This window comes from Escherichia sp. E.sYA108 (assembly GCF_011754335.1).
Taxonomy (GTDB): domain Bacteria; phylum Pseudomonadota; class Gammaproteobacteria; order Enterobacterales; family Enterobacteriaceae; genus Escherichia; species Escherichia coli.
The window spans coordinates 693,787-712,247 of sequence record NZ_JAAQVZ010000001.1; the positions used below are offsets into that span (position 1 = coordinate 693,787).

The following is an 18,461-nucleotide window of genomic DNA, read 5'->3' on the forward strand; positions in this document are numbered from 1 at the left end:
TACACAATTCCTAATAATAAGACAGTGCAACGAAGAAGGCGATTTAGTTCATCCAGCGATCTTTGCGTTTGCGGCTTGGGATCAGGTGCGGCAGTACCAGACCGAGCAGCAAGCCAAGCCCCAGCACGCCACCGCCATACATAAACCACTGCATGATGATGGTGCGCTGTTTGTCATCCAGCTGTACGCTGGCGGCATCGACCTTTTTCTGCGCGACAATCAGCTCGTTTTTCAGTTTCTGATTTTCTTCTTTTAACCCGTTGATCACGCTGTCACTCTGCGCCACTTTTTGCTGCATTTCTGCGGTGCGCTGATTCCAGGTGTTATCGATATTGGTGAGTTTATCGGTCAGCGTTTTGACCTGATTTTCCAGATCTGGCACACGGGAACGCAGGCTTGGCTCCGTGCTAAGTTGTTTCAACGGGATCCAGGCAGTACGACCAGAGCTGTCTTTCACCTGGGCATAATTGGTGTTGGCGTCAGTTTGTAATAAGGTCACTTCCTCGCCGGCGTTAACCGTGCCCACGAGGCGATAATGATCTCCCGGACCGCTACGGACCCAGGTATTCAGTTCGTCAGAAACATAGCGCGTTTCTTCAGCGTGTGAGACGGCAGTCGCGCTAAGTGCGAGTAAAGTTAATCCGATCAGGCGTAATTTTGGCATCAGGCTGTCGTTATTGTCATGGAAAGTGGAACGATAGTAGTGGCATCAGTGTCGCTACGCAAAGCATTCGACATCAATCGGAATCCTCTGTGTCAGGTCTTGCCACTGCTTCAAACTTTTACGCCCGTCAAATTGCCCGTTGCATGGCAATTTGGCGCAAAATACTATCTACTGACAAAAAAGATCGCATTAAGTTCGCCGTTCATCGTCACTTATGTGACATAACCGATAAGTAAAGGCCTTGACATCCTCCCCCACCTTCGCGCAAAGCGACTCAGGAGGGGGATTCCCTTGTCAGGGTAGCAATACGTTGCCGCATTCCCCGGTTCCTCGCTCGACGGCTTACGCCGCCTTACGGGCGCGTCCTTTACGGACTGACGGCAATATTTGTCCTGCCGCCATGACTTCAAAACCTGCTGTTAATATATTGCGAGCGCCGTTTACATCGGCGTTTGCCGTATAGCCGCACGCGGTACAGATAAAGCTCGCCTGCGTCCTGCGGTTATTTTTCGATGTATGCCCACAACATGCGCATTTCTGACTGGTGTACGCCGGATTAATCGCCAGTACATCACCGCCGCGCCATGCCTGCTTATATTCGAGCTGGCGGCGCATTTCTGCCCAGCCCTGATCCAGTATCGCCCGGTTAAGACCTGATTTTGCCGCGACGTTGCGCCCCGGCTGGTCTACCGTACCCGCTGCTGATTTTGACATGTTCGAAACCTTTAAATCCTCAATGACTATCATCGCGTGGTTTTTGCTGATCGTCGTCGTGGTTTTATGAAGGTAATCGCGGCGGATGTTTGCGATATGAGAGTGGAAACGGGAAATCTTCGCTTTCTGCTTTTTCCAGTTGGCGGAGAATTTAACCATCCGGGCCAGACGGCGCTGTAAGCGAGCCAGCTTATCCTGATTTTTTTTTAAGCTGTTTACCGGTTCAAAGACCGTGCCGTCTGAAAGTGTTGCCAGCTTCGTTATACCTGCATCCAGGCCTATTGCGCTGGTCGATGCGTGAATCGGATCGGTAACAGCTAATTCGACCTGAAAAGACACATACCAGTGTCCGGCATGCTGGCTGATGGTGCAATTTTTAATGACGCCTTCAATCTTCCGGGACTGACGAAATTTAACCCAGCCCAGTCCTGACGGGAGTTTCACACGGCCATAATCCAGCCCACAATATTTGCTGAAATTGACGAACCGGATAGAGTCGCAGCCTTTGGTTTTCTTTTTGAAAACGGGCTTTTCAGCCGTCAGGGATTTATCAAAACAGCGATCCCATGCGCTCCGCAGGTCTTTCAGTTTCTGCTGGAGGTTGTCAGTGTAACCCTCAGAAAGAAAGGCCAGCTCAGGGAGTTTTTTCCAGCCCGTAAGTCGTTTATTCAGGTCGAAAGCTGACGGAATTTTTCCGCCCGCGTCATGAATGCTCAGTGTTTCATTCAGTGCATAGTTCCAGACAAAGCGAGCGCAACCGCACAACTGACGCAACCTTTGCGCCTGCTGGTCAGTGGGGTAGAGCCTGTATTTATATGCTTTCTGGATTAACATTTTGCATTCAGTATGTGGTTGTTTAGAATGTACAATATATCCACATTTTTTTGGGAGGGTCAATACGTGTGCGAAATCAATCGTTCACGCTATTCAGCTTACCTGTTGCATGTTCACGTTGTTTTTATGACAAAATACCGCCGTCCAGTTTTTGGTGAATTGCATCATGCAAACATGCGTCAGTATGTAGCGGAGGTATGCGCGGACTTTGGCGCCGAGTTAAAGGAATGTGACGGCGAGGCAGACCATGTTCACATGCTGATTGAATACCCACCGTTGGTGCAACTCACAAAGCTGGTAAACAGCCTTAAGTCCGTTACCAGTAGGCGGCTGCGGAATGATTTTATTGATTTGCGCGCCGCGTATTCAAAGCCCGTACTCTGGTCACGCTCTTATTTCATCGGTTCATGTGGTGGAGCACCGCTGGAAGTTGTGAAAAAGTATATTCAGAATCAGCGTGGCTGATAAACTGCGGGCTTAACAGCCCAAATTCCCCTCCCGCCTACGTTGGGGGGAGTACCCAGTGGAGGAAGGATGGCTCAGGAAATCGAATTAAAGTTTATTGTTAATCACAGTGCCGTTGAGGCGTTGCGTGACCATCTCAATACGCTGGGCGGCGAGCACCATGATCCCGTGCAGTTGCTGAATATTTACTACGAAACGCCGGATAACTGGCTGCGTGGGCACGACATGGGCTTGCGTATTCGTGGCGAAAACGGTCGCTATGAGATGACCATGAAAGTTGCAGGAAGAGTGACAGGCGGCTTACACCAGCGCCCGGAATATAACGTGGCGTTGAGCGAACCGACGCTCGACCTGGCGCAGTTACCGACGGAAGTCTGGCCGAACGGCGAATTGCCTGCCGATCTCGCTTCCCGCGTACAGCCGCTGTTTAGCACCGATTTTTATCGCGAAAAATGGCTAGTAGAGGTCGATGGCAGCCGAATTGAAATCGCTTTCGATCAGGGTGAGGTGAAAGCGGGTGAATTTGCTGAACCTATCTGTGAGCTGGAACTGGAACTGCTTAGCGGCGACATGCGTGCGGTGCTGAAACTGGCGAACCAACTGGTATCGCAAACCGGATTACGCCAGGGCAGCCTGAGCAAAGCAGCGCGTGGCTATCATCTGGCGCAGGGCAATCCGGCGCGTGAAATCAAACCGACCACCATTTTGCATGTTGCGGCAAAAGCTGATGTGGAACAGGGGCTGGAAGCGGCGCTCGAGCTGGCGTTAGCGCAATGGCAGTATCATGAAGAACTGTGGGTACGCGGCAACGATGCGGCGAAAGAGCAGGTGCTGGCAGCCATTGGCCTGGTCCGTCATACACTGATGCTGTTCGGCGGTATCGTGCCGCGTAAAGCGAGCACTCACTTACGTGATCTGCTGACTCAATGCGAGGCGACCATTGCTTCTGCGGTTTCTGCCGTAACGGCGGTCTACTCTACCGAAACGGCAATGGCGAAGCTGGCGTTGACCGAATGGCTGGTAAGCAAAGCCTGGCAGCCGTTTTTAGATGCCAAAGCGCAGAGCAAAATCAGCGATTCCTTCAAACGCTTTGCCGATATCCATCTTTCCCGCCATGCCGCTGAACTGAAAAGCGTTTTCTGCCAGCCGTTAGGCGATCGCTACCGTGACCAATTGCCACGCCTGACGCGTGATATTGACTCAATACTGTTGCTGGCGGGTTACTACGATCCTGTCGTCGCGCAAGACTGGCTGGAGAACTGGCAGGGGCTGCGTCACGCTATTGCGACCGGGCAACGCATTGAAATTGAACATTTCCGTAATGAGGCAAACAATCAGGAACCGTTCTGGTTGCACAGCGGAAAACGTTAATCAGGCAAGGATAAAATCGCTTATGAAGCCGCTCTCTTCACCGTTACAGCAGTACTGGCAGACCGTTGTTGAGCGGCTGCCAGAGCCTTTAGCCGAGGAATCACTTAGCGCACAGGCGAAGTCAGTACTTACTTTCAGTGATTTTGTGCAGGACAGCGTGATTGCGCATCCAGAGTGGCTGACGGAACTGGAAAGCCAACCGCCGCAGGCCGACGAATGGCAGCATTACGCTGCATGGCTGCAGGAGGCGCTCAGTAATGTGAGTGACGAAGCCGGGTTAATGCGCGAGCTGCGGCTATTCCGGCGGCGCATTATGGTGCGCATCGCCTGGGCGCAAACGCTGGCTCTGGTTACTGAAGAGAGCATATTGCAGCAGCTCAGCCATCTGGCGGAGACGCTGATTGTTGCGGCGCGTGACTGGCTGTATGACGCCTGCTGCCGCGAATGGGGAACGCCGTGCAATGCGCAGGGCGAAGCGCAACCGCTGCTGATTTTAGGCATGGGTAAGCTGGGCGGCGGGGAACTGAATTTCTCCTCTGATATCGATCTGATTTTTGCCTGGCCGGAACATGGTTGTACCCAGGGTGGACGCCGGGAACTGGATAACGCGCAGTTTTTTACCCGCATGGGGCAGCGGCTGATTAAAGTGCTGGATCAACCAACGCAGGATGGCTTCGTCTATCGCGTGGATATGCGGCTGCGTCCGTTTGGTGAAAGTGGCCCGCTGGTGCTGAGTTTTGCGGCGCTGGAAGATTATTACCAGGAGCAGGGGCGCGACTGGGAGCGTTACGCGATGGTCAAGGCGCGGATTATGGGGGATAGCGACGGCGTCTATGCTAACGAGTTGCGTGCGATGCTGCGTCCGTTTGTTTTCCGTCGTTACATCGATTTCAGCGTGATTCAGTCGCTGCGCAACATGAAAGGAATGATTGCCCGTGAAGTGCGTCGACGCGGTTTGACCGACAACATCAAACTTGGCGCAGGCGGCATTCGCGAAATTGAATTTATCGTCCAGGTGTTCCAGCTCATTCGCGGCGGGCGCGAACCGTCGCTGCAATCGCGCGCTTTACTGCCAACGCTCAGCGCCATTGCCGCGCTGCATCTGCTTTCTGAAAACGATGCTGAACAATTGCGAGTGGCGTATCTGTTCCTGCGGCGTCTGGAAAACCTGCTGCAAAGCATTAACGACGAACAAACCCAGACGCTTCCTTCTGATGAGCTTAACCGTGCGCGGCTGGCGTGGGCGATGGACTTTGCTGACTGGCCGCAATTGACCGGGGTGCTGACCGCACATATGGCCAATGTGCGCCGGGTGTTTAATGAATTGATTGGCGACGACGAAAGTGAAACTCAGGAAGAGTCGCTGTCGGAACAGTGGCGTGAGCTGTGGCAGGATGCGTTGCAGGAAGATGACACCACGCCAGTGCTGGCGCATCTTAGCGAGGATGATCGCAAACAGGTGCTAATGCTGATTGCTGATTTCCGCAAAGAGCTGGATAAGCGCACTATCGGGCCGCGAGGACGTCAGGTGCTCGACCATCTGATGCCACATCTGCTAAGTGATGTCTGTGCGCGTGAAGACGCTGCTGTCACGCTGTCGCGCATTACCGCCTTGCTGGTGGGGATTGTTACTCGCACCACTTATCTTGAGCTGCTTAGTGAATTCCCTGCGGCGCTTAAGCATTTGATTTCTCTGTGTGCTGCATCGCCGATGATTGCCAGCCAGCTAGCGCGTTATCCATTATTGCTGGATGAATTGCTCGATCCAAATACCCTCTACCAACCAACGGCGACGGATGCCTACCGTGATGAACTGCGCCAGTATTTGCTGCGCGTGCCGGAAGATGACGAAGAACAACAGCTTGAGGCGCTGCGTCAGTTCAAACAGGCGCAGCTGTTACGCATTGCGGCAGCGGATATCGCCGGTACGCTACCGGTAATGAAAGTGAGCGATCACTTAACCTGGCTGGCAGAAGCCATGATTGATGCCGTCGTTCAGCAGGCGTGGGTTCAAATGGTTGCCCGCTACGGTAAGCCAAATCACCTGAACGAACGCGAAGGGCGTGGTTTTGCGGTGGTCGGCTACGGCAAGCTGGGTGGCTGGGAGTTAGGCTACAGTTCCGATCTTGACCTGATCTTCCTCCATGATTGCCCAATGGATGCGATGACTGACGGCGAGCGGGAAATCGACGGGCGACAGTTTTATCTGCGTCTGGCGCAACGCATTATGCATCTGTTCAGTACGCGAACCTCTTCCGGCATTTTGTATGAAGTGGATGCACGACTGCGTCCGTCCGGGGCGGCGGGAATGCTGGTGACATCCGCAGAAGCATTTGCTGATTATCAGAAAAACGAGGCCTGGACGTGGGAGCATCAGGCGCTGGTGCGTGCGCGTGTAGTGTACGGCGATCCGCAGCTCACCGCGCACTTTGACGCAGTACGCCGGGAGATTATGACGCTGCCGCGCGAAGGCAAAACCCTGCAAACAGAAGTGCGGGAAATGCGCGAGAAAATGCGTGCCCATCTCGGCAATAAACATCGCGATCGCTTTGATATCAAAGCCGATGAAGGCGGAATTACCGATATCGAATTTATTACTCAATATCTGGTGTTGCGCTACGCTCACGAAAAACCGAAGTTAACGCGCTGGTCAGACAACGTGCGCATTCTGGAACTACTGGCGCAAAACGACATTATGGAAGAGCAGGAAGCGATGGCGCTGACCCGTGCTTACACGACGCTGCGCGATGAACTTCATCATCTGGCATTACAGGAATTGCCGGGCCATGTGTCGGAGGATTGCTTCACCGCAGAGCGTGAACTGGTGCGGGCAAGCTGGCAGAAGTGGCTGGTGGAAGAATGAAGTATGGTATTATCGCGCGCAAATTTTGAATCTCTCAGGAGACAGGAATGAAAGTAACGCTGCCAGAGTTTGAACGTGCAGGAGTGATGGTGGTTGGTGATGTGATGCTGGATCGTTACTGGTACGGTCCCACCAGTCGTATCTCGCCGGAAGCGCCGGTGCCCGTGGTTAAAGTGAATACCATCGAAGAACGTCCGGGCGGCGCGGCTAACGTGGCGATGAATATCGCTTCTCTCGGTGCTAATGCACGCCTGGTCGGGTTGACGGGCATTGACGATGCGGCGCGCGCGCTCAGTAAATCTCTGGCCGACGTCAACGTCAAATGCGACTTTGTTTCTGTACCGACGCATCCGACCATCACCAAATTACGGGTACTTTCCCGCAACCAACAACTGATCCGTCTGGATTTCGAAGAAGGTTTCGAAGGGGTTGATCCGCAGCCGCTGCACGAGCGGATTAATCAGGCACTGAGTTCGATTGGCGCGCTGGTGCTTTCTGACTACGCCAAAGGTGCGCTGGCAAGCGTACAGCAGATGATCCAACTGGCGCGTAAAGCGGGTGTTCCAGTGCTGATTGATCCAAAAGGTACCGATTTTGAGCGCTACCGCGGCGCTACGCTGTTAACGCCGAATCTCTCGGAATTTGAAGCTGTTGTCGGTAAATGTAAGACCGAAGAAGAGATTGTTGAGCGCGGCATGAAACTGATTGCCGATTACGAACTCTCGGCTCTGTTAGTGACCCGTTCCGAACAGGGTATGTCGCTGCTGCAACCGGGTAAAGCGCCGCTGCATATGCCAACCCAGGCGCAGGAAGTGTATGACGTTACCGGTGCGGGCGACACGGTGATTGGCGTCCTGGCGGCAACGCTGGCAGCGGGTAATTCGCTGGAAGAAGCCTGCTTCTTTGCCAATGCGGCGGCTGGTGTGGTGGTCGGCAAACTGGGGACATCCACGGTTTCGCCGATCGAGCTGGAAAACGCAGTACGTGGACGTGCAGATACCGGCTTTGGTGTGATGACCGAAGAGGAACTGAAGCTTGCTGTAGCGGCAGCGCGTAAACGCGGTGAAAAAGTGGTGATGACCAACGGTGTCTTTGACATCCTGCACGCCGGGCACGTCTCTTATCTGGCAAATGCCCGTAAACTGGGTGACCGTTTGATTGTCGCTGTGAACAGCGATGCCTCCACCAAACGGCTGAAAGGGGATTCCCGCCCCGTTAACCCGCTCGAACAGCGTATGATTGTGCTGGGCGCACTGGAAGCGGTCGACTGGGTGGTGTCGTTTGAAGAGGACACGCCGCAGCGCTTGATCGCCGGGATCTTGCCAGATCTGCTGGTGAAAGGCGGCGACTATAAACCAGAAGAGATTGCCGGGAGTAAAGAAGTCTGGGCCAACGGTGGCGAAGTGCTGGTGCTCAACTTTGAAGACGGTTGCTCGACGACCAACATCATCAAGAAGATCCAACTGGATAAAAAAGGCTAACTGGAAAGCGGTTCACAGATCTCGCTTCGTAGCAGGCAGGTCTATTGACGCTGTTGTTTTTTCAACCTAAAGTAAAGGAACAAGGGTAAGGGAGGATTTCTCCCCCCTCTGATGAGTTGTTAGTAAGTCGGGAAACTTAACAGTAACAACACAACCAGTATGATGACGAACTTCATCATAACCCTTTCCTTCTATAAGGCCCCTTCCTCGGGAGGGGCTTTCCCGTTTCAGCCCCTTGCTGGCTCCCCGATTGTTGATGAGCGCCGGACTCCGCGCAACGCTTTCCCAGAGGCAGTTTTGCCTTCCCCGAGCAGTCACGCAAAATGCTGCAACAGCCTGATCATTTGCACCTTTTAGCGGAACGCAGATATAAAAAATCCCCGGCTTTTTGGGCCAGGGATTATTCATAGAAGAGGGTTTACTCTGCTTTTTCTTCGACGGGAGTTGTTGAGCTTAAGGATGAAGTCAATGCCGCCAGTGAGCCGCCTGAAACGCCAATTTCATTGAGCAAGGAGTCAATCAGCGGTGCCTGTGTGCGGTAAGAGAGTGCGGCTGATAACGCTTGTTCTGCCAGGTTTCCGCCCCCCACATTCCCCGTGTTTGCATCACCCGTAGCGCCACCACGATTCAGCCCATCGACCTGAATAATTTTGATGCCGTCGATAGCCTTCATAGGCTCAACGGATTTCTCAATTACCGCAGGCAGCGCCTGCAATAATGCCAGTTTGAATTTAAGGCTGGTTTGTTCATCAGAAAGTACGTTGATAGCATCGTTCAGCGCACGTTGTGCTTCTGCTTCCGCCAGACCCTTTTTACGTGTAGCTTCGGCTAACTCAACGATAGCCGCCGCCTGCATTTCTGCGGCTTCTTTTTCTGCTTTCGCCCGCACGGTCAGTTCAACCGCTTTGGTTTCTGCATCCTGCGCTGCGGCGATCAACGCCACTTGTTTAGCACGATCGGCTTCGGCAGTCTGGCGAGTGGTTTCTACGTTTTGTTGGGCGCTTACTGCTTCTGCGAGTGCAAGGTTAGCACGCGCTTCTGCCTGGGACTGTTGTTCCGATTTGGCGGCAATAGCGATCGATTTCGTCTGGTTAGCGATTTCGGTGACCTGCTGCTGTTCGATCTCTTTAATGCGAACTTCACGTTCGGCCTCAACCTTTCTTGAGCGGACGGCCTGTTCGCGGTCGATTTCTGTTTCCTGAATCTGTCGTTCAGCCAGAATTCGCGTCTGCTCTGCTTCACGACGACGTTCAGCTTCAAAAGCCGCAATTTTCGCATTCTGCTCAGCGGTACGGGTTTTAACCTGCTGCTCCTGCTCAAGCGTCATAAACGCTTCTTGTTGTTCAATCTCCAACTTGCGCGAAAGTGCATCACGGTTTTTCTCACGCACTGCGACTTCCACATCCTGTTCAACTTCGTTACGTTCGCGACGACGGCGCTCCGTCTCCTGAGTCAGTTTGGTTAAACCTTCGGCGTCAAAGGCATTGTTCGGATTGAAATGTTCTTTCGAGGTCTGGTTAAAGTTGGTAAGTGAAACGCTTTCCAGTTCCAGGCCATTTTTCGACAGATCTTCAGCTACGGTATTTTGTACTCCCTGCACGAAGTTCTCGCGGGTATCCTGTAACTCATGCATGGTCATTTGTGCCGCTGTTGCACGGAGGGCATCGACGAATTTATCCTCGACCAGCATACGTAAATCTTCTGGTGATAGAGTGCGTTGCCCCAGCGTCTGGGCCGCAGTGGCGATGCCTTCTACTGACGGTTTTACCCGTACAAAGAAAGCCACTACAACATCAACACGCATACGATCTTTCGTAATCAGGCTATCAATAGTAGAACGGCTGACTTCCAGCTTCAGGGTATTCATATTGATGGGAATTATTTCATGAAAGATCGGCATCACGATTGCGCCACCGCTCATCACCACTTTTTGCCCACTTAAACCAGTACGAACAAATGCTTGCTCTGCCGAAGCGCGACGATAGAGCCTGGCGAAAATAATTCCAATAATAAACAGAATGCATACGGCGATAATCGCGGTAAACATCCAGGAGGGCACAGAATTAACGATATCATCCATTATTAAATTTCCTTTTGATTAATAAATCACAATATCTGGGACCAGGGATTGTTTTCCGCCAAATATCGCGTTGCAGAAAGTCGGCAAATAATTAACACTTTGTCTCCTTTAGTGAAAGTTTTTCCTTCTTCAGGCTCCAGTAACAAATAATGTATTTGGCCAAATTGATCGGTGAGTTTTCCTTCGCAGGGGTTACCTGAAGTGGCTTGATGGCCGGTAATTAATGCCATGCTACCAACATATTCTTCTTCTGTAATAGCTGAACTATGGTCGCGTGGAATCCAGGGTGCAACGACTTTACCGGTATAATGCACTGCAATAATTGTAAACAGTAAACTGACAGGAACCACGAACAGGTTGGGGAGTGGTGATTGCCAGAGCGTAACGCAGGCATGTTGCAACAGGATGCCAATAAGACCAAAAAAACCAGCGAGTAAGCAGAGGACGACGAGAGCTGGTAATCTTCCAATATTGAGATAATGAAGTGCCTGGCTAATATGACCTGTGGTTATGGAATCATAATGGTCAAGATGTGCATCAAGAGCACCGGAGAGCATGTGACCGCAGATAAGTGCAAAAATTTCTAAAAGGCCGATCAACAGTACAAAGGAAATAGCGAAAAGATAAGGGGTGTTATAGTCGGCGAATAAAATCATATGTCACTCCAATGTCCATTTAGTGACGCAATATTTACTTTGGAATAGTTTCCTTGCTTACATTTATCTTTGTTAATAATAACACATGTTAGAGAGGTTCTGGAAGAGAAAGTCTTTTAATATGGTTTTTTTATTTTTCACTAAAAAGTGTGATCGGGGACAATATATTTACGCACGTTATGTTTAAAGGCACTACACTGATTGGGGAATACTGAAATCAGAAAAAGCATATGGCCTTAAAAGGTATGCAATAACCGGAGGATGTGCTTATGGATCATAGTCTTAATTCTTTAAATAATTTCGATTTTCTCGCGCGTAGTTTTGCCAGAATGCACGCAGAAGGTCGCCCGGTCGATATTCTGGCCGTTACTGGTAACATGGATGAAGAACATAGAACCTGGTTTTGCGCACGTTATGCCTGGTATTGCCAACAGATGATGCAAACCAGAGAACTTGAATTAGAACACTGATATTACGGGCCGTCTGGCCCGTTTTTGTGGTGCTTTATTCTGCTTTATCAACTGGCGGGATAGCCGGAGGAGATTGAAGTTCTGCTACCGGATTATAGCGCGCTTCCAGTTCGCTGATGCGCTGCTCCAGTAACGCCAGTTTTTCACGAGTCCGTAACAGGACTTGCGTCTGTACGTCGAATTCTTCGCGGCTCACCAGATCGAGACGCGTCAGCTGCGCTTGTAGGGTTTGGCGGATTTTTTTCTCCACATCTTCCCCGAACTCCCTGATTCCTTTAGGCATTGATTCGTGAACCTGGCGAGCGATTTGCTCAATTTTTTTCGGGTCAATCATTGTAGTTTCCCTGTACTGATAGGTGTTGAGTGCCATTGTAGTGCGATAAGGGTAAGTCATAAACCAGAATTATGTGAAGCTATGCGTTGCTGCCGCTAATCATTAGCGTTATAGTGAATCCGCTTATTCTCAGGGCGGGGCGAAATTCCCCACCGGCGGTAAATCAACTCAGTTGAAAGCCCGCGAGCGCTTTGGGTGCGAACTCAAAGGACAGCAGATCCGGTGTAATTCCGGGGCCGACGGTTAGAGTCCGGATGGGAGAGAGTAACGATTCTGTCGGGCATGGACCCGCTCACGTTATTTTGGCTATATGCCGCCACTCCTAAGACTGCCCTGATTCTGGTAACCATAATTTTAGTGAGGTTTTTTTACCATGAATCAGACGCTACTTTCCTCTTTTGGTACGCCTTTCGAACGTGTTGAAAATGCACTGGCTGCGCTGCGTGAAGGACGCGGTGTGATGGTGCTTGATGATGAAGACCGTGAAAACGAAGGCGATATGATCTTCCCGGCAGAAACCATGACCGTTGAGCAGATGGCGCTGACCATTCGCCACGGGAGTGGTATTGTTTGCCTGTGCATTACTGACGATCGCCGTAAACAACTCGATCTGCCAATGATGGTAGAAAATAACACCAGCGCCTATGGCACCGGTTTTACCGTGACCATTGAAGCAGCTGAAGGTGTGACTACCGGTGTTTCTGCCGCTGACCGTATTACGACCGTTCGCGCAGCGATTGCCGATGGCGCAAAACCGTCAGATCTGAATCGTCCGGGCCACGTTTTCCCACTTCGCGCGCAGGCAGGTGGTGTACTGACGCGTGGCGGTCATACTGAAGCGACTATCGATCTGATGACGCTGGCAGGCTTTAAACCAGCTGGTGTGCTGTGTGAGCTGACTAATGACGATGGCACGATGGCGCGTGCACCAGAGTGCATTGAGTTTGCCAATAAACACAATATGGCGCTCGTGACTATTGAAGACCTGGTGGCATACCGTCAGGCACATGAGCGTAAAGCCAGCTAATGAGATGAAATACTAAATATGAAAATGCCGGGGTGTTCCCGGCATTTTGCTGTTTAGTGGTAGTTGATTTTAACTATCAGGTCTTTCTGAAATGGGCCATAGACGAGTGGTTCACCAGGTTTTTGGGTTAATTCGGCCTGGTAATCGCGGGTTGCCATTGCCGCACTCTGACCGGGAATATAAGTACTAAATAATTTGAACTGGTTAAATTTAATATCTTCTTGCGTTTTTTGATCAGTAATTCGCATGAGCAAGCCGTTACCTATTTCCAGATGCGTATTGTCATATAATGTATCTGAAGTAAAGAAACTGGTTGCAACATCAAACTGTTCGGTACAATCAGACGCAATGTCTTTTATGGTAGAAACGCTGAATGCTGCCTTCGGTGGGAAAGTTGCAATGGAATTCGCAGCGATCTGCCCAAAATTGACTATCTGACTTTCCGGGGAAATGCGGACGTCGACACTACAGTCAAGGAATGAAATATTATCTAACCCCGTAATCGCATAGCGTAAATTTTTCGCGTTGGGGGCCATGTTCGCCCCGCCTTCACCGTCGAATTGCAGCACGTTGACTGTGCCAAAGTTTACCGTCTGATCTCCTGCCGGGCGGCTTTTGAATTTTACATAGACGCGAAAATGGGCGTTAAATGTTACATTTTTTTGAAGAGTGCTGCCATTGCATACAGGGTCATGATAATACCCATTATAGTATTGTTCATATTTATCCAGGCACGCATGAGTATCAATTTTTTCATTTGTCCCTTCATAATCTACACCATTATAAGTCACGCCAAATGTTAAATACGGATTATTCAACATATCGGCACTATTTATTTGGGGCAATTTGATCCAGGCATAGACATTTTCTGATGGGTTATTACTTGACCATCCTGGTGCATTGTCACAATAAACTGTGATATTAATATCTCCGCTCTCCCAAATTTTTTGCCCAGGTTGCGCATTCTCTGGAATTTTGAACGTTGGTAAATCTCCATTTATGAGGGTTGTTCCTCTGTACCCATCCTGATAGCAATCAACAGCAAAAGCTGAAACGTTAAAAAAAAGGCAAAGAATCGCCAGTAGTCGAAAAAGTGTAATCATATTTTCCCCTTCTTCGCAGGAGTACTTTGGCAGAGGGACTGGACGGAATTACATACTACTTTAAACATCTCCAGCCCGCCGTAGTCCGCCACAAAGCCTAACTGGAACGTAGAGGGCAGGTTGTTTAAGTGTTGAGTCGCAGAAGCAAATGGTGCCACCATAATACTGTCCGCACCAGGCATCAGTGTCTTGCCATTAGTGCCGATATAGCCGACGGTAATATGATAAGGCGTCGGGTTATTCAGGGTCAGCCCGGCGGCGGTGCGGGTAATCGTCACTTTTTGCAGAGGAACCATCTCTCCTTCTTTTAACTCAATCGCTTTCGGTCGCCAGAACAGTTTCAGACGGCTTTGCATGGCGATTTGCATGACATTCTGTTCTTTGGCACGCGGCGGAATTTCCCGCACGTTATAGTAGAATAGCGTTTCTCGGTCCTGTGGTAAGTTATTTAACGAGGCCAGCGCCATCAGGCGAATTTGTACCTGTTCATCAGGCTCAATACGTTCCATCGGCGGCAGTGTTGAAATATAATCACGCGTTTTTTTACCGCTGGCATCTTCAATCCACGATTGAGCAAGATAAGGATCGATTTTACTTTGGTTGGTCAGGCGAACCGTTGCGCTTTTATTCGAAGCATTAAAAATGATGCGTGTCCTGTCGGGGGAGACAGTCGCCTGGGCAAAGTTGCAGATCCCCAGAAAACAAATCATTCCTGTTGTGATTAATGGTAATTTCATTATATTCATCCTGAATTATTTGACTGTTTTACAAGGTAAAATTATCGCGCTTTCACTAATGTTACTTTGGTTTGGCGGCGTGACTTCACAGGTATTATCACCCCAGGTTAAATGCAGAATACTGTTTTCCTGAATACCGCTGAGATAAACGAAGCCATCTTCCGCTACCAGGCCCACATCTTTACCTGTCGCTTTATCCGTGACATTCACACCTAGTGGAGGGAAGCGGCCATTTTCCTGACGAATAACGCCGACGATTTGGTATCCGGTGGTGGCATTCAGTTTTGCGTAGCCGATGGCACCCTGGGTGAGCGTAGTACGAATAACCGAGTTTTCGACATCGACACCTTCTGGCAGATCGTTATTGTTCACCCGCAACATGGAGGTGGTGTAGTTCGATAACGAAGGTATCACGGCGATGCCCAGCCCGTTGGTAACGGTACGGTTAGAGTTGATTTCAATGCCGGAGATGCCATCGGTATCGACCATCATGCGGGCGTTATCGCCATAGCTATAATCGTGAAGGGCGACACCATGACGTGTAGCGGTAAGTGAACCGTACCAGCCTGCGGTAACAGAATTGTACTGATTCGGCTGTACACTGCCATTAATGTTCAGGCGTCCCCACGGCGAATAGTGCTGGTAGCTGCCGCGCAGTGTTGGTTCGCCATCACGTATATTGTCGTCCGTTGCCGACGCTGAAATATTCCAGATATTGTTGCGATCTGATGAATCGTACCAGGAAATCATCTGCGAAGTATTACTGCTTCCCGTTCGCTGCATACTGTAGGAGATGTTGCGGTTTTGTTGTAAAGGTAGAGAGAAAGAGAAGTAATATTGATTCTCTTCGTCGTCATCCCAGCGGATTCGACTTACTGCCAGCGATGCAGATATACCTTTGAAATCGCCAATATCAAAGTTTTTGCTTACAGATACGGAGTAGTTGGTATTGCTGGCGCTGTCCCAATAAGTATTGCGTGTAACGTTGAGATAAGAGTTTAATTCCAGCGTTTCAAAGTACTGGTTCAAGGAAATGACATAACTCTCTTTTTCATTATCGATTGACTCATCGCCATTACGCGAGCTGAGGTACTCACTCATCGACACGTAATCTTTATCTGAGAAGCGATAACCCGCGAAGGTAATCTGACTGCCTGTCGATTCGAAATGCTTTGCATAGTTGAAGCGATAGCTGTAACCACGCAGATTGCCGCTATTTTGTTGCTGTAAAGACGCGTCTGCTCCAGTGACATCAAAAGAAAGCGAACCGAATTGGTTAAGGTTAAAGCCAATACCGGTAGTGATAGCCTGATAATCATCAGCGGTGAACATGCCACCACCATACAACGACACATTGTTCAGCCAGCCCCAGGAGGCTTCCGCCGTCCAGAAAAAGGGATTATTGATATCGTTATGCCCGACGGATGTCGGTTTTCCCAGTGACGTTTTATAGCGCACTTGCCCTTTACGGGTTAAATAGGGAATGGATGCGGAGCCAACCTGGAAGGTGCTGGTGCGGCCATCTTCTTCTTCCACTGTGACATCCAGCTGCCCCTGAAACGATTGCCCCAAATCAGAAATAGTAAAAGGGCCTGGCGCGACAGTGGTTTGATAAAGTACACGACCATTTTGTGCCACAGTTACTTTCGCGTTGGTCTGCGCGATGCCGGTAATTTGTGGCGCATAACCCTGTAAATCTGGCGGCAGCATGCTTTCATCACTTTCCAGCGATGCGCCAGTAAAGTGGAAGGTATCGTAAAGATTGGAGCTCAGGTCGTACTGGCCCATAGTGAATTTTGACGACCAGGAGGGGATAGGGCGAAACAGATAAGTTCGCGCAAATTCGCTGTCGCGGTTTACCGAGCGTCCATCAGCAAAATTCTGATTATATTGGTAATCGCTACGTAAGCGCCATGCGCCGAGGTTAAAGCCTAACGTACCATAGGAGCTGACGTTTTGGGTGCTGTCTCCGTGATGTGGGGCATACTGGCTGGCGTACACGTTGTAATCAAGGATAAACCCGGTGATACCGGTATCCCAAAACTCTGGTGGCGTCCAGTTTGTTGCCTGGTATTTTAACCATGCCTGGGGAACACTTAGCGATAATATCATCGTAGCTTTATCAAGTCGTGTCGTTAACTCCTGACGTTGGCTTAAATCGAGACATTCGCTGCCAGCTATGTTTTGCAATGATTCAATAAATTCCGTATTAAGACCGAAATTAGTCAAATTTTCTTTGGTTAAGCAGAGTAACGAACCACTTTCATTATCGGCTTTTACCCATTCCAGTATTAACGTTTGTGGCAACATATTTTTATTTATTTGCACACGAACGAGGTATCTACCAGGGGGGATATAGCCTTTTTTCTCAAAACGAGAGATGTCGATATTCTCACGGTCTTCTGCGTCAATCATATCGACGTTGAATTCTACGGCGTGGACTGGCAAAACGAAGAGTAGGGAACACACAACGCCAGACAGGGCATTTTTAATTGCATGGGATAACTTATCCCGGGAAAACGTGTTTTTATTGTTCATAAAAATCCATTTCTAAAAAGGCCCAAAGTTGCCGATGAAATTTCATCGGCTTTACCGCCTGGCGTTGTGTAGGTATTGACTACCGATTACTTGTAGTCGAGTACGTAATTAGCCTGTGCCTGCACGTTACCCGGGGTCGCGGTGCGTCCCAGAGACTCCATACGGGCTTTAAAGTTCAACTCCTGGTAAGAGTTAGTCGTCGGGAAGTTGATAGTGATTGGAGTGCCAAGAGTCACGTTGGTGTTGTCTGATTTCACCAGACGTACGCCTACATCAGTTGCGCCGCCGATGTTACCTTCCAGAGTGTTTTTAAGCAGGTTGGAGTCGGTAGCGTCAACACTGGCAGAACTAAAGGTGATTTTGACTTTATCAACAGTGTTAGTGCCGTCAGATAAAATACAATCCTGCAAATGAATGGTGACATCTACAGGCAGTGATTTCTGACCGCTTTTTAATACGGTATCAGCAACTTCACCGAGGTTTATTGTCTGATCTTCATCACCAGGAGCAATAGAACAAGGTGCATCGATAACTTCACCTTTAAAAGTAATTTTACCTGAACCCTGATTAGCATCGTCAGCAAGAGCGTTAAAAGCAACGCCTGATAACAATGCGGTTGCGAACATAGATAACAATGTTTTTTTTAACATGACTATAATCCTTTATAAATGGATGAGGAAAATACAGGTTTGAATTTAATATTAATTCAGCTATGGACATTACCATAACCAGAGATAATTTGACTCGTTATTTATATTAAATGCTGATTAAGTAAAACTTAAAATATAATTCCCCGTTATATATTGAGGTGTATATATCTAGATATTTGTTGTTTATCGTTATTTGTGATAATTTTTTTGTATGAATTGCGGCGAAAAAACAACCGTTTGTTGACAAAGGTTTACGCCTAATGTTGTAAAGGGGGGAGTGTATACTTATTATAACGAGTAGGGGCTTAATAATCGTGAAGATATAATATATATCTAGCGATGCTTATTAATTTATATTATTAATTAGTAATGTTTTATCGGGGGATAATATATATTAATAGTCTTGGTTGTTCTTTTTTTAACCAGATATGGTATATAATACAACACTTACTATGATCGAAATCATATACTTGA

At 49.3% G+C, this 18,461-nt stretch carries 16 protein-coding genes and 1 riboswitch; of the genes, 6 read left to right on the forward strand and 10 right to left on the reverse strand.

Features of this window, described 5'->3' with window-relative positions:
- Positions 1 to 43: 43 nt before the first annotated feature.
- Positions 44 to 664, reverse strand: coding sequence for a TIGR04211 family SH3 domain-containing protein (locus HBM92_RS03365; protein ID WP_001125331.1), 621 nt, complete (start codon positions 662 to 664; stop codon positions 44 to 46).
- Positions 665 to 1,006: 342 nt separating this feature from the next.
- Positions 1,007 to 2,212 (reverse strand): RNA-guided endonuclease InsQ/TnpB family protein, encoded by a 1,206-nt coding sequence (locus HBM92_RS03370; protein WP_000908113.1) that lies wholly within the window; start codon positions 2,210 to 2,212, stop codon positions 1,007 to 1,009.
- A gap of 12 nt (positions 2,213 to 2,224) precedes the next feature.
- Here HBM92_RS03370 and tnpA point away from each other — a divergent pair, with 12 nt between their 5' ends.
- From tnpA to hldE, 4 genes are all read left to right on the forward strand, one after another.
- Positions 2,225 to 2,677, forward strand: a complete 453-nt coding sequence (gene tnpA / locus HBM92_RS03375) for an IS200/IS605-like element ISEc41 family transposase (protein WP_000266197.1) — start codon at positions 2,225 to 2,227, stop codon at positions 2,675 to 2,677.
- Positions 2,678 to 2,746: 69 nt separating this feature from the next.
- Positions 2,747 to 4,048, forward strand: coding sequence for an inorganic triphosphatase (gene ygiF / locus HBM92_RS03380; protein ID WP_000046300.1), 1,302 nt, complete (start codon positions 2,747 to 2,749; stop codon positions 4,046 to 4,048).
- Positions 4,049 to 4,070: 22 nt separating this feature from the next.
- The gene (glnE, locus tag HBM92_RS03385; protein WP_001305110.1) at positions 4,071 to 6,911 is read left to right on the forward strand and encodes a bifunctional [glutamate--ammonia ligase]-adenylyl-L-tyrosine phosphorylase/[glutamate--ammonia-ligase] adenylyltransferase; all 2,841 of its coding nucleotides are present in this window, start codon (positions 4,071 to 4,073) and stop codon (positions 6,909 to 6,911) included.
- A gap of 47 nt (positions 6,912 to 6,958) precedes the next feature.
- A complete protein-coding gene (gene hldE / locus HBM92_RS03390) occupies positions 6,959 to 8,392 on the forward strand; it encodes a bifunctional D-glycero-beta-D-manno-heptose-7-phosphate kinase/D-glycero-beta-D-manno-heptose 1-phosphate adenylyltransferase HldE (protein ID WP_000869177.1) in 1,434 nt (477 codons plus the stop codon).
- A gap of 119 nt (positions 8,393 to 8,511) precedes the next feature.
- Here the strand turns inward: hldE and ibsE are convergent, their stop codons facing one another.
- The 3 genes from ibsE to HBM92_RS03405 form a co-directional block, all read right to left on the reverse strand.
- The gene (gene ibsE / locus HBM92_RS03395) at positions 8,512 to 8,571 is read right to left on the reverse strand and encodes a type I toxin-antitoxin system Ibs family toxin (protein ID WP_001387082.1); all 60 of its coding nucleotides are present in this window, start codon (positions 8,569 to 8,571) and stop codon (positions 8,512 to 8,514) included.
- 239 nt (positions 8,572 to 8,810) lie between these two features.
- Positions 8,811 to 10,472 (reverse strand): flotillin family protein, encoded by a 1,662-nt coding sequence (locus tag HBM92_RS03400; RefSeq protein ID WP_001298380.1) that lies wholly within the window; start codon positions 10,470 to 10,472, stop codon positions 8,811 to 8,813.
- A gap of 26 nt (positions 10,473 to 10,498) precedes the next feature.
- On the reverse strand, positions 10,499 to 11,128 hold the full coding sequence (locus HBM92_RS03405) for an OB-fold-containig protein (protein ID WP_000599933.1): 630 nt from the start codon (positions 11,126 to 11,128) through the stop codon (positions 10,499 to 10,501).
- Positions 11,129 to 11,397: 269 nt separating this feature from the next.
- Between HBM92_RS03405 and glgS the strand changes: the two genes are divergently transcribed.
- Positions 11,398 to 11,598: a cell surface composition regulator GlgS gene (gene glgS, locus HBM92_RS03410; RefSeq protein WP_001296424.1), complete on the forward strand. Its 201-nt coding sequence runs from the start codon at positions 11,398 to 11,400 to the stop codon at positions 11,596 to 11,598.
- A 34-nt stretch (positions 11,599 to 11,632) separates the two neighbouring features.
- Here the strand turns inward: glgS and ubiK are convergent, their stop codons facing one another.
- A complete protein-coding gene (gene ubiK / locus HBM92_RS03415; protein ID WP_001357687.1) occupies positions 11,633 to 11,932 on the reverse strand; it encodes a ubiquinone biosynthesis accessory factor UbiK in 300 nt (99 codons plus the stop codon).
- A gap of 121 nt (positions 11,933 to 12,053) precedes the next feature.
- Positions 12,054 to 12,202: riboswitch (FMN riboswitch) on the forward strand.
- Between the two features lie 103 nt (positions 12,203 to 12,305).
- On the opposite strand from ubiK, the gene ribB reads away from it, so the two are divergent.
- On the forward strand, positions 12,306 to 12,959 hold the full coding sequence (ribB, locus tag HBM92_RS03420; protein WP_001076989.1) for a 3,4-dihydroxy-2-butanone-4-phosphate synthase: 654 nt from the start codon (positions 12,306 to 12,308) through the stop codon (positions 12,957 to 12,959).
- A 53-nt stretch (positions 12,960 to 13,012) separates the two neighbouring features.
- Here the strand turns inward: ribB and HBM92_RS03425 are convergent, their stop codons facing one another.
- The 4 genes from HBM92_RS03425 to HBM92_RS03440 all read right to left on the reverse strand — a co-directional run bounded on the left by HBM92_RS03425 (position 13,013) and on the right by HBM92_RS03440 (position 17,987).
- The gene (locus HBM92_RS03425) at positions 13,013 to 14,062 is read right to left on the reverse strand and encodes a pilus protein (RefSeq protein ID WP_000631275.1); all 1,050 of its coding nucleotides are present in this window, start codon (positions 14,060 to 14,062) and stop codon (positions 13,013 to 13,015) included.
- Positions 14,059 to 14,799, reverse strand: coding sequence for a molecular chaperone (locus tag HBM92_RS03430; protein ID WP_001366880.1), 741 nt, complete (start codon positions 14,797 to 14,799; stop codon positions 14,059 to 14,061). Before HBM92_RS03430 ends, HBM92_RS03425 begins: the two co-directional genes overlap by 4 nt.
- A 15-nt stretch (positions 14,800 to 14,814) precedes the next feature.
- A complete protein-coding gene (locus tag HBM92_RS03435) occupies positions 14,815 to 17,337 on the reverse strand; it encodes a fimbria/pilus outer membrane usher protein (RefSeq protein ID WP_001060676.1) in 2,523 nt (840 codons plus the stop codon).
- Positions 17,338 to 17,423: 86 nt separating this feature from the next.
- A complete protein-coding gene (locus HBM92_RS03440; RefSeq protein ID WP_000915007.1) occupies positions 17,424 to 17,987 on the reverse strand; it encodes a fimbrial-like protein in 564 nt (187 codons plus the stop codon).
- Positions 17,988 to 18,461: the final 474 nt, after the last annotated feature.